Annotated in this window: 16 protein-coding genes; 14 read left to right on the top strand and 2 right to left on the bottom strand. The window is 68.6% G+C overall.

Translation table 11 applies throughout. The features are described 5' to 3' along the window. The first annotated feature begins 7 nt into the window (after positions 1–7). Positions 8–1,798: an SLC13 family permease gene (locus DN824_RS02975; protein ID WP_138406910.1), complete on the top strand. Its 1,791-nt coding sequence runs from the start codon at positions 8–10 to the stop codon at positions 1,796–1,798. A gap of 16 nt (positions 1,799–1,814) precedes the next feature. Here DN824_RS02975 and ptrC read toward each other — a convergent pair whose 3' ends face one another. Together ptrC and DN824_RS22455 are read right to left on the bottom strand one after the other, a co-directional pair. After that, positions 1,815–2,012, bottom strand: coding sequence for a type III secretion system co-regulatory protein PtrC (gene ptrC, locus DN824_RS02980; RefSeq protein WP_138406911.1), 198 nt, complete (start codon positions 2,010–2,012; stop codon positions 1,815–1,817). Beyond that, the gene (locus DN824_RS22455; protein ID WP_158295325.1) at positions 2,009–2,176 is read right to left on the bottom strand and encodes a hypothetical protein; all 168 of its coding nucleotides are present in this window, start codon (positions 2,174–2,176) and stop codon (positions 2,009–2,011) included. Before DN824_RS22455 ends, ptrC begins: the two co-directional genes overlap by 4 nt. Positions 2,177–2,358: 182 nt before the next feature. Here DN824_RS22455 and trxC point away from each other — a divergent pair, with 182 nt between their 5' ends. The 13 genes from trxC to DN824_RS03045 all read left to right on the top strand — a co-directional run bounded on the left by trxC (position 2,359) and on the right by DN824_RS03045 (position 14,027). Then, on the top strand, positions 2,359–2,793 hold the full coding sequence (trxC, locus tag DN824_RS02985; protein WP_138406912.1) for a thioredoxin TrxC: 435 nt from the start codon (positions 2,359–2,361) through the stop codon (positions 2,791–2,793). A gap of 223 nt (positions 2,794–3,016) precedes the next feature. Then, on the top strand, positions 3,017–3,766 hold the full coding sequence (locus tag DN824_RS02990; protein WP_138406913.1) for a beta-ketoacyl synthase chain length factor: 750 nt from the start codon (positions 3,017–3,019) through the stop codon (positions 3,764–3,766). Continuing rightward, the gene (locus DN824_RS02995; RefSeq protein ID WP_138406914.1) at positions 3,742–4,551 is read left to right on the top strand and encodes a lysophospholipid acyltransferase family protein; all 810 of its coding nucleotides are present in this window, start codon (positions 3,742–3,744) and stop codon (positions 4,549–4,551) included. The genes DN824_RS02990 and DN824_RS02995 overlap by 25 nt, the downstream gene beginning before the upstream one ends. Further along, positions 4,532–4,795 carry a phosphopantetheine-binding protein gene (locus tag DN824_RS03000; RefSeq protein WP_138406915.1) on the top strand — a complete coding sequence of 88 codons (264 nt, stop codon included), beginning with the start codon at positions 4,532–4,534 and terminating at the stop codon, positions 4,793–4,795. The genes DN824_RS02995 and DN824_RS03000 overlap by 20 nt, the downstream gene beginning before the upstream one ends. 13 nt (positions 4,796–4,808) lie before the next feature. Then, complete coding sequence (locus tag DN824_RS03005) at positions 4,809–5,066, top strand: acyl carrier protein (protein ID WP_138406916.1); 258 nt, start codon at positions 4,809–4,811, stop codon at positions 5,064–5,066. Positions 5,067–5,154: 88 nt separating this feature from the next. Next, positions 5,155–5,700 carry a COG4648 family protein gene (locus DN824_RS03010; protein WP_174236463.1) on the top strand — a complete coding sequence of 182 codons (546 nt, stop codon included), beginning with the start codon at positions 5,155–5,157 and terminating at the stop codon, positions 5,698–5,700. Further along, entirely contained in the window at positions 5,697–7,376 is a 1,680-nt protein-coding gene (locus DN824_RS03015; RefSeq protein WP_138406918.1) for an ApeI family dehydratase, read from the top strand. Before DN824_RS03010 ends, DN824_RS03015 begins: the two co-directional genes overlap by 4 nt. A gap of 41 nt (positions 7,377–7,417) precedes the next feature. Then, a complete protein-coding gene (locus tag DN824_RS03020; protein ID WP_138406947.1) occupies positions 7,418–8,209 on the top strand; it encodes a glycosyltransferase family 2 protein in 792 nt (263 codons plus the stop codon). Beyond that, on the top strand, positions 8,209–9,144 hold the full coding sequence (locus tag DN824_RS03025) for an LpxL/LpxP family acyltransferase (protein WP_138406919.1): 936 nt from the start codon (positions 8,209–8,211) through the stop codon (positions 9,142–9,144). The genes DN824_RS03020 and DN824_RS03025 overlap by 1 nt, the downstream gene beginning before the upstream one ends. After that, a complete protein-coding gene (locus DN824_RS03030; RefSeq protein WP_138406920.1) occupies positions 9,131–10,666 on the top strand; it encodes an HAL/PAL/TAL family ammonia-lyase in 1,536 nt (511 codons plus the stop codon). Before DN824_RS03025 ends, DN824_RS03030 begins: the two co-directional genes overlap by 14 nt. Next, on the top strand, positions 10,659–11,087 hold the full coding sequence (locus DN824_RS03035; protein ID WP_138406921.1) for an acyl-CoA thioesterase: 429 nt from the start codon (positions 10,659–10,661) through the stop codon (positions 11,085–11,087). Before DN824_RS03030 ends, DN824_RS03035 begins: the two co-directional genes overlap by 8 nt. Next, the gene (locus DN824_RS03040; RefSeq protein ID WP_241666487.1) at positions 11,081–11,704 is read left to right on the top strand and encodes an outer membrane lipoprotein carrier protein LolA; all 624 of its coding nucleotides are present in this window, start codon (positions 11,081–11,083) and stop codon (positions 11,702–11,704) included. Before DN824_RS03035 ends, DN824_RS03040 begins: the two co-directional genes overlap by 7 nt. Further along, on the top strand, positions 11,688–14,027 hold the full coding sequence (locus DN824_RS03045) for an MMPL family transporter (RefSeq protein ID WP_138406922.1): 2,340 nt from the start codon (positions 11,688–11,690) through the stop codon (positions 14,025–14,027). The genes DN824_RS03040 and DN824_RS03045 overlap by 17 nt, the downstream gene beginning before the upstream one ends. Positions 14,028–14,060 lie beyond the last annotated feature (33 nt).

Below are 14,060 nucleotides of genomic sequence, written 5' to 3' on the forward strand. Positions count from 1 at the left end.
GATGTCCATGTTCGGTGTTTCGCTGCAGCTGCTGTTCGTCTGCGCCCTGCTGATCTGCGTACTGGTGGCCTTCATCCGGGAAACCCGCAGCCCCGACGTGGTCGCCGGTATCGCCGTGGCGGCGCTGCTGGTCAGCCAGCTGCTGACGCCAGCCGAGGTGCTGGGGGTGCTGTCGAACTCGGCGCCCGTCACCATCGCCTGCATGTTCGTGATTTCCGCGGCGCTCGAGCGAACCGGCTGCATCGACGCGCTCGGCAACTGGCTGGGCGACCTGGTGGGCACCAGCCCCACCCGCGTGCTCGCCGGCCTGACCATCACGGCCCTGGCCGTCTCGGCCTTCCTGAACAACACCCCGGTGGTGGCCATCCTCACGCCGGTCGCCATCTCCCTCGCCAAGCGCGCCGGCACCCAGCCCTCGAAACTGCTGATCCCGCTTTCCTACGCCACCATCCTCGGCGGCACCCTGACCATCATCGGCACCTCGACCAACATTCTGGTCGACGGCGTGGCGAGAAAGGCCGGCCTCGAACCCTTCGGCATGTTCGAGCTCACCGGAGCCGGCCTGCTGTTCGCCGCAGCGGGCATGGCCTACATGTTGACGATCGGCAGGCGGCTGCTGCCCGAGCGCGACAGCCTGTCCAAGCAGCTGCGACCGAACCTGGACCGCACCTTCATGACCGAGCTGCTGGTGCCGAACGATTCGCCCATGGTCGGCAAGACCCTGGCCGAGGCCAACCTCAACGGCGGCAGCGGCCTGCAGGTGCTCAAGCTGTTTCGCGATGACCAGCAGATCAGCGAGCCGCCCCACGACACCCTGCTGATGGCCGGCGACCAGTTGGTCATCCACGGCCAGGTCAAGGATGTGGTGGAACTGCGCGGCAGCGGCCAGTTGAGTTTCAACCGCAACGACGCCTTCCAGACCATCAGCAGCCACGACGTGGTGCTCGCCGAGGCCATCGTCGGCCGTAACTCGCGCTACAGCCACCGGCCGATGCGCGACCTCGACCTGACGGCGCGCTATGGCATGGCGGTACTCGCCGTGCACCGCCAGGACGAGAACATCCAGGGCAACCTGGATGACTTCGAACTGCAGTTCGGCGACGTGATGCTGGTCGAGGGCACTCCGCAGCAGATCAAGCGCTTCGCCGACAACGGCGACCTGATCAGCCTCAACACCGTGCAGGAACGCGCCTATCGTCGCGAACAGGCGCCGATCGCCATCGTCATCACCCTGGCCGTGATGCTGCTGGCGGCCTTCAAGGTGATGCCGATCGAGGGCCTGGCGATCATCGGCGCGGTCGCCGTGCTGGCGACCCGCTGCCTGGAGGTGGACGATGCCTACAAGGCGGTGGACTGGAAAATCCTGGCGCTGATCTTCGGCATGCTGGCGATCAGCATCGCGATGGACAAGGTCGGGCTGGTCGCATTGATCGTGCAGAACGTCATGGGCGTGCTGCCCTGGGCGGGACCGCTGCTGATGCTGTCGTTCATCTACCTGCTGACCTCGGTACTGACCGAGCTCCTGTCGAACAACGCGGTGGCGGTACTGGTCACGCCGATCGCCATCGGCCTGGCGCAACACCTGGGGGTGGACCCGCGCGCCTTCGTGGTCGCGGTGATGTTCGCCGCCAGCGCGAGCTTCGCCACGCCGATCGGCTACCAGACCAACACCTTCGTCTACAACGCCGGCGGCTACCGCTTCGCCGACTTCCTCAAGGTGGGCATCCCCCTCAACCTGCTGCTGTGGCTGGTGGGCACGGCCGTCATTCCGCTGTTCTGGCCCCTGACGCCGCTCTGAGCGGCGACCCAGCGCGTCAACATCGATCGCCGCCGCACAGCAGGCGCTGGATCGCCAGGCGCTCATCCAGCCCGGTGGGCATGCGCAGCGTGGTCACCGTGCCGTCCGCCAACTGAACGGCGAGCTCGGATTCGAAGTGAATGCCGCGCTCGTCGATCCGCGCATGGGTGATGCCATAGGCATTGAGATCGGCCAGCCGACGGGCGACCTTCATTTGGCCTGGCGCGAATCGTCAGCGTGGCGGCTGTCCAGTTGCGCGGTGACGGCGGCAGGCGCTTGCGCGGCGCCGGCGGGGGCCTTCTGGTGATGCTCGGCGCTGACCACGCTGGCGAACGCGGAAGCAGTGACGAAGCTGGCGATGGCGGCGAAATGGTTCATGGCGAAGATCCTCTGTCGAAGCGGGCGAACGGCCCGGTGACTCGATAATCCTCGCGCCCCCGCCAGGGCAGAAGTAAAGGCTGGTTATGGTGACTATCGAGATCGCTGATAGAACCGATGCCCGGCCTTGAGATCGGTGCCCGTCATCTCCACATTCACCCCAGCCACCACCGGAGCCCGCCATGAACGATCAGCTCGTCGTCCCCTGCGCCCAGTGCGCGGGGCTCAACCGCATTCCGGCCGCCCGCCTGGACCAGTCGCCACGTTGCGGGCGCTGCAAACAGCCGGTGCTCAGCAGCACGCCCTTCACCCTCGAGCAGTCGAACTTCGCCAGCCAGACCAAGGGCGACCTGCCGCTGCTGGTGGATGTCTGGGCCAGCTGGTGCGGCCCCTGCCGGAGCTTCGCGCCCATCTTCGAGCAGGCCGCAGCTCAGCTGGTCGGGCGCTGTCGCCTGGCCAAGCTCGACAGCGAAGCCAACCCGGCGCTGGCCGGCCAGCTCGGCATCCGCTCGATTCCGAGCCTGATCCTGTTCAGCGACGGGCGCGAGAAGGCACGCCAAAGCGGAGCGATGCCTCTGCCACAGCTGCTCGCCTGGCTGCGCCAGCAGGGCATCTGAGCAGGTGCTGGCCATCCCCAAGAAAAATATCCCGATTTGAGAACCACCTGACCAAATAAGGCCTTGACTGCGGAAAAACAGGCCACTTGACATCATTGACAGTGACCTCTTATCCGGTTATCGCCGCCATCGTTTGCCTGGCCCGGATGCCGGCTGGATAATGCCGACCTTTCCCGGCGGCGATATTTGATGTTACAGGGACGTCAGCGCGCCGTGATTTCAGATGGCTCCCCACGAGCCCGTGAGACGTCGCGTGATTTCATTCAACCTCGAGCAATGGCAGGCCTGGGCGCCCGGGCTGGAAAGTCCGGCTGACTGGGCGCACTGGGCTGCCGCGCCCTGGCAGCCGGATGCCAGCGAGGCCCAGCCCGACGTCGCCTTTCTCCCGCCCATGCAGCGACGCCGCATGAGCCGCCTGGCGCGCATGGTCTTCAGTGTCGCGACGCCGCTCGCCGAGGGCCGCCCGGCGATGCCGCTGGTCTATGCCTCGCGGCATGGGGAGACACCGCGCACCTTCGCCCTGCTCGCCGACCTGGCGCAGCGCGAACCCCTGTCGCCGACCCAGTTCAGCCTCTCGGTACACAACGCGATCATCGGCCTGTGGTCGATCCTGCGCGGCGACCGCAGCGAGATGACCGCCCTGGCAGCCGAGGGCGACGGGCTCGAGCATGCCGTGATGGAAGCCGCCATGCTCCTGGCCGACGGCGCCGACGCGGCACTGGTGGTGATCGCCGAAGATCTCCCGCCGACGTTCTACGAACCCTGGACGGATGACGTCCGTTTTCCCTATGCCCTGGCCCTGCTGCTGACACCCGGCACCGACTGGACGCTGAGCCTGGGCCAGGCGACCGAGAACCGCTCGCTGCCAGCCCTGCCCCATGCCCTGCAGCTGATCCGCCTGCTGTCGGGCGAGCAAACCCATGGCCTGCATCACTGGAAGAAGCGCGTATGGAACTGGCAACGGACTCACTGAAGCCCCGGACTTCCGGCAACTGGTGGTGGCGTCTGTTCGCCACCGCGCTGTCGTTCGCGCTGTTCGGCCTCGGCGGCCTGTGCCTGCGCCTGCTGGTCTTCCCCCTGCTCTCGCTGTTGCCGGGCACGGCCGACGACCATCGTCGTCGCGCGCGCGCCACGATCAGCCGGCTGTTCTGGCTGTTCGTGCGCTTCGTGTACCGCAGCGGCGTGTTCACCTATGAGGTCGAAGGCGCCGAGCGGCTGGGCCGTCCCGGTCAGCTGGTGATCGCCAACCATCCCTCGCTGATCGACGTGGTGGTGCTCATCGCGCTGATTCGCGACGCCAATTGCGTGGTCAAGCAGAGCCTGTGGAACAACCCCTGCACCCGCGGCCCGATCCGCGCCGCGCAGTACATCAGCAACGACGGCAGCGCCGAGATGCTCGACGAGGCGGCCACCGCCCTGCGACAGGGTCAGACCCTGATCATCTTCCCCGAAGGGACGCGCACCGTTCCGGGCCAGGCGCCGACCTTCCATCGCGGCGCGGCAGCCATCGCGCTGCGGGGCGCCCGCTGCGTGACGCCGGTGGTGATCCGCGTGAACCCGACGACCCTGACCAAGGCCGAGCCCTGGTACCGCATTCCGGCACGACGCTTCCATTTTCACCTGCGGGTCGGCGACGACATCGATCCGCAGGCGTTCGCCGCACGGGGAGCGGCGCCCATTGCCTCCCGGCAACTCAACGATCATCTGCACCAACACTACATAAAGGAGCTCGCATTCGATGAGCCAACTCACGCTTGAGATCAAGCACCTGATCATCGACGCCCTGGGCCTGGAAGACATTGCCCCGCACGACATCGCCAGTGATCAGCCGTTGTTCGGCGACGGGCTGGGACTCGACTCGGTCGACGCCCTGGAGCTGGGTCTGGCGATCCAGAAGCGCTTCGGCATCAAGATCGATGCCGACGCCAAGGACACCCGCTCGCACTTCGCCAGCGTGAACAGCCTGGCGTCCTTCATCGAAGCCAACCGCGCCACTGCCTAAGGAGAGGCCTACCGTGAATAGCCGCAACGACATCTTCCTGACCCTGCAAGAGGCTTTGGTAGAGCTCTTCGAGCTGGAACCCGAACGCATCCGCCTCGAAGCCAACCTGTACACGGACCTTGAGATCGACAGCATCGATGCGGTCGACCTGATCGACCACATCAAGCGCAAGACCGGCAAGAAGATCGCCGCCGAAGAGTTCAAGAGCGTGCGCACGGTCGGCGACGTGGTCGAGGCCGTCCATCGCATGATGAACCCCGAGGCGGCCTGAGCGCCGCCGCGACCGACTCCCATTCACCGACATCACGCAGCAGGCTTGCAGTCCGATGGACGCGTCAACCTCTCATCGCAGCCCCGGTATGCCCCGGCTGGTCAGCCTCGCCCTGCTGCTGGCCGGCCTGTGCTACCCGTTCGCCGTGTACTTCGGCATGGAGCACCTGTCGCCGCGCCTGATCGCGCTGCTGCTCGGCGCGCTCTGGCTGCTGCGCCTGCTCGGCGGGCCCCGGAGCGCGATGCTGAGCGGCTCGGCGGCCGTCGCGCTGGGGTTCTGCGTGCTGATCGGCCTTTCCGATGACCAGACGCTGCTGCGCTGGTACCCGGTGCTGATCAACCTCGCCCTGCTCCTGGTCTTCGCCAGCAGCCTGGCCAGCGGACAGCCCGTGGTGGAGCGCCTGGCGCGGCTGCGCGAGCCCGATTTGCCGCCGCGTGCCGTCCGCTACACGCGGACGGTGACCTGGGTATGGGTCGGCTTCTTCATCGTCAACGGCACCATCGCCACCGCCCTGACGCTCTGGGCCCCGCTGGCCTGGTGGACGCTCTACACCGGGCTGATCGCCTACCTGCTGATGGGCGCGCTGTTCGCGGTCGAGTGGCTGGTCAGGCAGCGCGTCAGGAGGCTCGCATGAGCTGGATTCCACTGGCCAGCCTGCTGTGCCGTCACCCAGGTCCGGGCCGGGACGTCGCCCTGGCGCCCACCCTTTCGCTGGCCGAACTGCAGGCACAGGCGCTGCGCCTGGCCGGCGGCCTGCGCGAGCGCGGCGTCGGTCATATCGGGGTGCATCTTGAAGATGCCGGCCAGATGGCGGTGGTGCTGCTCGCCGCCTGGCGCGCGGGCGTATGCGTCTGGCTGCCGGCCGATCTTCAACCGGCCAGTCGCGCGCGCCTGGCCGACCGGGTCGAGTTGTGGCTGAGCGACCAGCCCGAAGACCACCGCTACGACCAGCTCTACGGCGAAGCCCTGGAACCCGCGGCGCTCGACCCGGACAGCTGCCGCCTGGTGCTCTGCACCTCGGGGTCGAGCGGCGAGCCGAAACTGATCGAAAAGCATATGCGTCAGCTGGCCAACGAGGTCGAGGCGCTGGAACGGCTGTGGGGCACCGCACTCGGCGATGCCTGCGTGGTCGCCAGCGTCGCGGCGCAACACATCTACGGCCTGCTGTTCCGGGTGCTCTGGCCGCTCTGCGCGGGCCGCCCGTTCCTGCGCCGCGCCCTGCCCTTCGCCGAAGACCTGCAGCTGGCCAGCCGCGCGCATACGCCGTTCTGCTGGGTCACCAGCCCGGCGCTGCTCAAGCGCATGGGCGACAACCTCGACTGGGACGCCCTGCGCCCGGTACGCAAGGTCTTTTCCTCCGGCGGCGCGCTGCCGGGGCAGGCCGCCGCGCAGCTGCAGGCCCGCCTCGGCCAGTGGCCCACCGAAATCTACGGCAGCTCCGAAACCGGCGGCATCGCCTGGCGCGCCGGCGAAACCGCATGGACCCTCTTTGCCGACGTGCAGCTGAGCCAGCGCGAGGACGGTGCCCTGCAGGTCCGCTCGCCGTACCTGCCACAGGGACAATGCGAACAGACCAGCGACGCCGCCCTGATGAGGGACGACGGCCGCTTCGAACTGCTCGGCCGGGTCGACCGTATCGTCAAGCTGGAAGAGAAACGGGTGTCGCTGCCCATGCTCGAGGCGGCGCTGGCCGAGCATCCCTGGGTCAAGGAAGCCCGCCTGGGGGTGGTCCGCGAGAACCGCGACGCCCTCGGCGCGCTCGTCGCGCTGAGCGGCGCCGGCCTTCATGCGCTGCGCAACAAGGGACGCCGTGCCCTCACCCAGGCACTGCGCACGCATCTGGCCGGCCATTGCGAGCCCCTCGCGCTGCCGCGACGCTGGCGCCTGACCCTGGAACTGCCCTGCAACGCCCAGGGCAAGCTGCCGCAAGCGGAGATCGAACGCTGCCTCGCCGCGCCCCGCGTGCGCTTGCCCGATTCGCTATCGCAACACCAGACCGACGACCACTGGCTCCTCGAACTCGGGGTGCCGGTGGACCTGGCCCATTTCACCGGGCACTTTCCCGGGACCCCGGTGCTGCCGGGCGTCGTACAAATAGACTGGGCCCTGAGCCTGGCGCGCCAACTGATGGACCTGCCGCCGCTGTTCCGTGGAATGGAGGTGCTGAAGTTTCAGCAACTCGCACGGCCTGGGGATCGGCTGCATCTCACCCTGCGCTTCGATCGCGAGCGCAACAAGCTGCATTTTGCCTACCGCAACGGCGACGCACCCTGCTCGTCCGGACGCATTTTACTGGGGGAATACCAATGACCGACCTGAACGAACTGGCGCCCGCGCCCGTCATGCTCGAAATGAGCACGACGGCCACCGCCACTGCCGTGCATAACCCGATCCCGGCGCTCGCCGACGACTGGTTCAAGCCCTGCGCCGTGGTGCCGGTCTACAACCACGAGCGGCAGCTGGCCGAGGTGGTACGGCAGCTGCGGGCCGAAGACCTTCACTGCATCCTGGTCGACGACGGCTCGTCGTCCGAATCGGCCGCCGTCATCGACGAACTGGCCCGGCTGCCGGGCGTCAGCCTGGTGCGTCACGCGCGCAACCAGGGCAAGGGCGCCGCGGTGATCCGTGGCATGCGCGAAGCGGCCCGGCTCGGTTACTCCCACGCCCTGCAGGTCGACGCCGACGGGCAGCATGACCTGGGCGTCGTCGGTCACTTCCTGGACATCGCCAGCCAGGCGCCTGACGCGGTGGTCTGCGGCTATCCGCAGTTCGACGGCAGCGTGCCGAAGGGACGTCTGTACGGGCGCTACCTGAGCCACGTCTGGGTCTGGATCAACACCCTCTCCACCTCGATCCGCGATTCGATGTGCGGGCTGCGCGTCTACCCGCTGGGTCCGACCCTGGCGCTGGCCGATTCGGTGCAACTGGGCAAGCGCATGGAGTTCGACAGCGAAGTGCTGGTGCGCCTGCACTGGCGCGACCAGCCGATGGTCTGGCTGCCGGCGCGGGTCACCTATCCGGCCGACGGCGTCTCGCACTTCCGCCTGTGGCAGGACAACGCACGGATTTCGGCCATGCACGCCCGGCTGTTCTTCGGCATGCTGGTGCGGGCACCGGGACTGCTGCTTCGCCGGTGGCGCTGATGCGCGAGCCGGGCCAGGCGCACTGGGCCGAGCGACGCGAGCAGGGCAGCTACCGGCTGATGAAATTCACCGCGACGGCGGTGCGCCTGCTCGGCCGCCGCGCGATGGCGCCGCTGCTGTACCTGATCGTTCTTTATTACTACCTCTGCGTGCCCAGCGCGCGGCGTAGTGCCCGCGACTACCAGCGACGCCTCGCGGCCTGGAGCGGCCAAGCCGCGCTCGCGCCGACGGCCGGCTCGGTGTTTCGGCAGTTCATGGCCTTCGCCGACGCCATGCTCGACAAGCTCGACGTCTGGAACGGCACCCTGCGCCCCGAGCAGGTGATCATCGACGATCCGGCCGATATCCATGGGCAATTCCACCAGGGCCGTGGCCAGCTGCTGGTCGGCTCGCACCTGGGCAATCTCGAAGTCTGCCGGGCCCTGGCCGAGCGGGGTTCGGCGGTGACCATGAACGTGCTGGTCCACACCCGCCACGCCGAACGCTTCAACCGGCTGCTCGGCGAGTCGGGCGCGAGCCACCTGCGCCTGATCCAGGTGAGCGAACTGGACCCGGCCGTCATGCTGCAGCTTTCCCAGCGCCTGGAGCGTGGCGAATGGCTGGCGATCGCCGGCGACCGGGTGCCGCTGCACGGCGCGCGCGTCAGCGAGGTTCGCTTTCTCGGCGAACCGGCGACCTTCGCCCAGGGGCCCTGGCTGCTGGCCGGATTGCTGGAGTGCCCGGTCAATCTGCTGTTCTGCCTGAAGCAGGGTGACCGCTACCAGGTTCACCTCGAGCCCTTCGCCGAGCGCATCGCCTGGCGCCGCGCCGAACGCGACGCCGTGGTCGGCCAGTGGGCGCAGCGCTATGCCGATCGCCTGGCGGCGCGCTGCCTGGAAGCGCCGCTGCAATGGTTCAATTTCTTCCCGTTCTGGAAACACCATGACCGAAGCTGATCCCGTCGTATTCGGCACGCAACACTTGCGTATCGAGGATCTCCTGGCGGTGGCCGAGCGCCGCGCGCCGACTCGCCTGCAGGCCGACCCCGCCTTTCGCGAAGGCATCGCCAAGGGCGCCGCGTTCCTGGACACCCTGCTCGACCGCGAAGGCGTCATCTATGGCGTGACCACCGGCTACGGCGACTCCTGCGTGGTGCCGGTGCCGCTGCATCAGGTCGAGGCCCTGCCTCGCCACCTGTACACCTTCCATGGCTGCGGCCTGGGCAGGCTGCTCGACGCACCCTCGACCCGCGCCGTGCTCGGTGCCCGGCTGCGCTCCCTGACCCATGGCATGTCCGGGGTGCGCGTCGAGCTGCTGGAACGGCTGCACGCCTTCATCGAGCACGACGTGCTGCCGCTGATTCCCGAAGAGGGCTCGGTGGGCGCCAGCGGCGATCTCACGCCGCTGTCCTACGTCGCCGCGGCCCTCAGCGGCGAGCGCGAGGTGTTCCATCGGGGCGTGCGCCGCAATGCCGCCGAGGTGCATCGCGAACTCGGCTGGACGCCTCTGGTGCTGCGGCCGAAGGAAGCGCTGGCACTGATGAACGGCACGGCGGTGATGACCGGCCTTGCCTGCCTGGCGTTCGCCCGAGCCGAGTACCTGTTGCAGCTGGCGACGCGCATCACCGCGCTCAACGTGGTCGCCCTCGAAGGCAATCCCGAGCATTTCGACGCGCGCCTGTTCGCCGCCAAACCCCATCCCGGACAGGCGCAGGTCGCCGCCTGGCTGCGCAGCGACCTGGCCATCGAAGCGCCGGCCGCCCCGCTGCATCGCCTGCAGGATCGCTATTCGATCCGCTGCGCGCCGCATGTGCTCGGCGTGCTGGCCGACAGCCTGGGCCTGCTGCGCCAGTTCATCGAGACCGAACTCAACAGCGCCAACGACAACCCGATTATCGATGCCGAGAACGAGCGCGTGCTGCACGGCGGGCATTTCTACGGCGGGCACATCGCCTTTGCCATGGACAGCCTGAAGAACCTCGTCGGCAACGTCGCCGACCTGCTCGACCGGCAACTGGCGCTGCTGGTCGACCAACGCTACAACCACGGGCTGCCGAGCAACCTGTCCGGCGCCCCGGCCGCCACGGCGATGATCAACCACGGTTTCAAGGCCGTGCAGATCGGCGCCAGCGCCTGGACCGCCGAGGCATTGAAGAACACCCTGCCTGCCAGCGTGTTCTCCCGCTCCACCGAATGCCACAACCAGGACAAGGTCAGCATGGGCTCCATCGCCGCGCGCGACGCGCTGCGCAGCCTCGAACTGGCCGAGCAGGTCGCCGCCGCCACGCTGCTGGCCGCCAACCAGGGCGTCTGGCTGCGCTGTCGCGAACGCGCCGCGCCGTTGCCGCCCCGTCTGGCGGACATGCATCACGCGCTGCGGGAGGACTTCGCGCCGGTGATCGAAGACCGCGCCCTGGAAGCCGAACTGCGCCTGTGCCTGGAGCGCATCCGCACACGGCACTGGGGGCTCTATGCGTAAGGCGGGCGTGCTGCAGGCCGAACTCGAGCTGCTGGTCCCCTTCTTCGACGTCGACTCCATGGACGTCGTCTGGCACGGGCATTACGTGAAGTACCTGGAACAGGCGCGCTGCGCGCTGCTCGAGCGCATCGGCCACGGCTACGTGCAGATGCGCGAATCGGGCTATGCCTGGCCGATCGTCGACCTGCAGCTGCGCTACCTGCGTCCGGCCCTCTTCAATCAGCGGATCATCGTGCGCGCGGACCTCGTCGAATGGGAACAGCGGCTGAAGATCAACTACCTGATCGTCGACGCCGGCAACGGCGAACGCCTGACCCGCGGCAGCAGCGTCCAGGTGGCGGTCGAGATCGCCACGCGGGAAATGCAGATGGCGTCGCCCCGGGTGCTGGTCGATGCGGTCGAAAGGGCCCTGGCATGCTGAACCGGATCACGCGCGCACTCACACGCCGCCTCGCCATCGCCGCGGCCCTGCTGGCAGGGCTCGCCGCGCCGCCCGTGTGGGCGTTCGAGCTGGAGGACCTCGCGCAGCAGCTGCAGGCCACGGAAGTCGTGCGCGGCCGCTTCGTGCAGGAAAAGCACCTGCGCGCCCTCGCCCAGCCCCTGAGCAGCCAGGGCCGCTTCGTGCTTTCGCGCAGCCATGGCCTGCTCTGGTCGCTCGAGCAGCCTTTGACACAGGATTACCGCATCACCCCGGGTGCCATCGAACGGCGCATCGAAGGCCAGTGGCGGCCGGCCGCACAGGGCCAGGCCGGCCCGCACAGCCAGCTGTTCCTGCAGGTGCTGCGCGGCGATACCCGTGGATTGCAGGAACAGTTCGAACCACAGCTCGACGGCAGCGCCGAGGCCTGGCAGCTGCGGCTGACACCGCGCTCGCGCCTGCTGCAACAGGTGTTCTCCCACATCGCGCTGGCCGGAGGATCACGGGTGGAGCGTATTGAACTGGTCGAAACGCAAGGCGACCGGACCCTGGTGCGGCTGCTCGACCAGCAGACCGACACCGCCCTGAGCGCTGCAGAGCAGCATGAGCTACGCGACTGACACGGCGCCAGCGCATCGGCGCTGGCTGGTCGGCGGCTTCCTGCTGGCGCTGCTGGCGCTCGGCGTCGTCGCGTTCGGCCAGTGGCGCGGCGCCGCGCCGATCGGCACGAGCCTCCTGCAACTGCTGCCGGCCACCGCCGCGGGGGAACTCGAAACCCTGGCCGAGCAGCGCATGCAGGAGCCGCTCAACCGCGACCTGCTGATCCTGGTCCACCATGCCGATGCCGCACGGGCGACGACGCTTGTCCGGCAGCTCGACGAGCAGCTGCGGGCGTCCGGCCTGTTCGAACCGCTGCAGGGCTCGCTGCAGGCCGACCTGCCCGCGGTGCGCCAGCAGCTGCTCGACCAGCGTCTGGCCCTGCTCGGACCCGCCGAACGCCGTCTGCTGATCGACTCGCCACAGGCCTGGGTCGAGCAGCGCCTGCAGCGCCTGTACGACCCGACCGGCAGCGCCGGGCTGATTCCCCTGGAGCAGGACGTCTGGGGGATCGCCGCGATGGCGCAGCAGTATCAGGCGAGCCTGGCGGGCAAGGTTACCGCCGACCTCGACGGCCAGCTGTTCGTCGAACGGGACGGCGAGCGCTGGGCCGTGCTGCACGCCCGCACCCGGGGCGACGCCTTCGACCGCGGCCTGCCGGCACAGGTCGCCGCACAGGTGGACAGCGCTCGCCGGCAGGTGTCGACCGCCGGTGGCGAGTTGCTTGCCGCCAGTGGCCTGCTGCATGCCGCCCATGGCGAAGCCCAGGCACGCCGGGAAACCTCGCTGATCGGCGGCGTCTCGCTGGCGGCGGGTATCGGCTTGCTGTTGCTGCTGTTTCGCAACCTGCGGGTGTTGCTGGTGGTGCTTCCGGTGCTCGTCGGCGCGCTGGCGGGCGCGACCGTCTGCATCGCGGTCTTCGGCAACCTCCATCTGCTGACCCTGGTGCTGGGCGCCAGTCTGGTGGGCGTCAGCCTGGATTTCCCGCTGCACTACCTCTCCAAGAGCTGGGCGCTGCAACCCTGGCGGCCTTGGCAGGGCCTGGGTCTGACGCTGGCCGGGCTGAGCCTGGCGCTGCTGACCAACCTCATCGGTTACCTGGCGCTGGCCTTCACGCCCTTTCCCGCGCTGACCCAGATCGCGGTGTTCTCGGCCAGCGGCCTGCTCGCCGCCTACCTCTGCACGGTCTGCCTGTTGCCGGCGCTGATCGGCGGCTCGCTGCGTCCCGTCGCGACGCCCCTGGCGCTGGCGCAGCGCCTGCTGGCCTGGCGCGAGCGGCTGCTCGCGCGTATCGCCACACCCTGGCTGCTCGCCGCACTGCTGGCTTACTGCGGCGCCGGACTGACGCAGCTCTCGCTCGAGGACGACCTGCGCCAGTGGGTCAGCCGCGCACCGCAACTGACCGAACAGGCCGCGCGCATCGCCGGACTCACCGGCTTCCAGCCCACCAGCCAGTATTTCCTGGTGCGCGGCGATGACGTCGACCAGCTGCTGGAGCGCCAGGCAGCCGTGACGCAGCGCCTCGAGCCCCTGGTCGCCAACGGCGCCCTCGCCGGCTACCGCACCCTGAGCCAGCTCCTGGCATCGGCGGATGAGCAGGCCCGCCTGCGCGATGCGCTAGACGCGCTGGGTCGGCAGGGCGCGCCGCTGCTGGCCCTGGGCTTCGCCCCGCAGGCCCTGGACGACGAACTAAGACAGCTGCGCGAGACGGGTCCGGTAAGCCTGGAACAGGCGTTGGCCGGCCCGCTGGGAGAAGCGTGGCGGCCGCTCTGGCTCGGCGAGCATGACGGCCAGGCGGTCGGCCTGGTCAGCTTGAACGGTCTTGCCGACAGCCAGGTGCTCGCTGGCGTCGCCGCGGGTCTGCCAGGCGTGACGCCGATCGACCGCGTGGGCGAACTCAACGACCGGTTCGCCGCCACCCAGCTCGAGGCGGCCGAACTCAAGGCGCTGGCCTGCGCGCTGATTCTCGCGCTGCTCTGCCTGCCGTTCGGCTTCGCCGGCGCGCTTCGCTGCCTGGCCGTCCCCGTGCTGGCATCCCTGGCGAGCCTCGCCAGCCTGGGCTGGCTGGGCCAGCCGCTGACCCTGTTCAGCCTGTTCGGGCTGCTGCTGGTCAGCGCCATCGGCGTGGATTACGCGATCCTGATGCGCAAGGCCGTCGGCGGCTCGACGGTCAGCCTGCTCGGCACCCTGCTGGCGGCGCTGACCACCTGGCTGTCGTTCGGCCTGCTGATGCTGTCGAGCACGCCGGCGGTCAGCAGTTTCGGACTGGCGGTCAGCCTGGGCCTGCTGTTCAGCTTCCTGTTCGCACCCTGGGCCGCGAGTCCACAGGCCAAGACACAGCCATGACGCCCACCGCTTTCGAGGCGCCGCCAAGGATTG

The sequence above is a fragment of the Stutzerimonas nosocomialis genome, assembly GCF_005876855.1.
In the GTDB taxonomy this organism is placed as follows: Bacteria; Pseudomonadota; Gammaproteobacteria; order Pseudomonadales; family Pseudomonadaceae; genus Stutzerimonas; species Stutzerimonas nosocomialis.

Coding starts and splice junctions, on each gene's coding strand:
- DN824_RS22455 (WP_158295325.1), bottom strand. CDS start 2,176: ATGAACCATTTCGCCGCCATCGCCAGCTTCGTCACTGCTTCCGCGTTC.
- DN824_RS03040 (WP_241666487.1), top strand. CDS start 11,081: ATGCTGAACCGGATCACGCGCGCACTCACACGCCGCCTCGCCATCGCC.
- DN824_RS03025 (WP_138406919.1), top strand. CDS start 8,209: ATGCGCGAGCCGGGCCAGGCGCACTGGGCCGAGCGACGCGAGCAGGGC.
- DN824_RS03000 (WP_138406915.1), top strand. CDS start 4,532: ATGAGCCAACTCACGCTTGAGATCAAGCACCTGATCATCGACGCCCTG.
- ptrC (WP_138406911.1), bottom strand. CDS start 2,012: ATGAAGGTCGCCCGTCGGCTGGCCGATCTCAATGCCTATGGCATCACC.
- DN824_RS03010 (WP_174236463.1), top strand. CDS start 5,155: ATGCCCCGGCTGGTCAGCCTCGCCCTGCTGCTGGCCGGCCTGTGCTAC.
- DN824_RS03020 (WP_138406947.1), top strand. CDS start 7,418: ATGAGCACGACGGCCACCGCCACTGCCGTGCATAACCCGATCCCGGCG.
- DN824_RS03015 (WP_138406918.1), top strand. CDS start 5,697: ATGAGCTGGATTCCACTGGCCAGCCTGCTGTGCCGTCACCCAGGTCCG.
- DN824_RS02990 (WP_138406913.1), top strand. CDS start 3,017: ATGGCTCCCCACGAGCCCGTGAGACGTCGCGTGATTTCATTCAACCTC.
- DN824_RS03030 (WP_138406920.1), top strand. CDS start 9,131: ATGACCGAAGCTGATCCCGTCGTATTCGGCACGCAACACTTGCGTATC.
- DN824_RS02975 (WP_138406910.1), top strand. CDS start 8: ATGTTCGGTGTTTCGCTGCAGCTGCTGTTCGTCTGCGCCCTGCTGATC.
- trxC (WP_138406912.1), top strand. CDS start 2,359: ATGAACGATCAGCTCGTCGTCCCCTGCGCCCAGTGCGCGGGGCTCAAC.
- DN824_RS03045 (WP_138406922.1), top strand. CDS start 11,688: ATGAGCTACGCGACTGACACGGCGCCAGCGCATCGGCGCTGGCTGGTC.
- DN824_RS02995 (WP_138406914.1), top strand. CDS start 3,742: ATGGAACTGGCAACGGACTCACTGAAGCCCCGGACTTCCGGCAACTGG.
- DN824_RS03035 (WP_138406921.1), top strand. CDS start 10,659: ATGCGTAAGGCGGGCGTGCTGCAGGCCGAACTCGAGCTGCTGGTCCCC.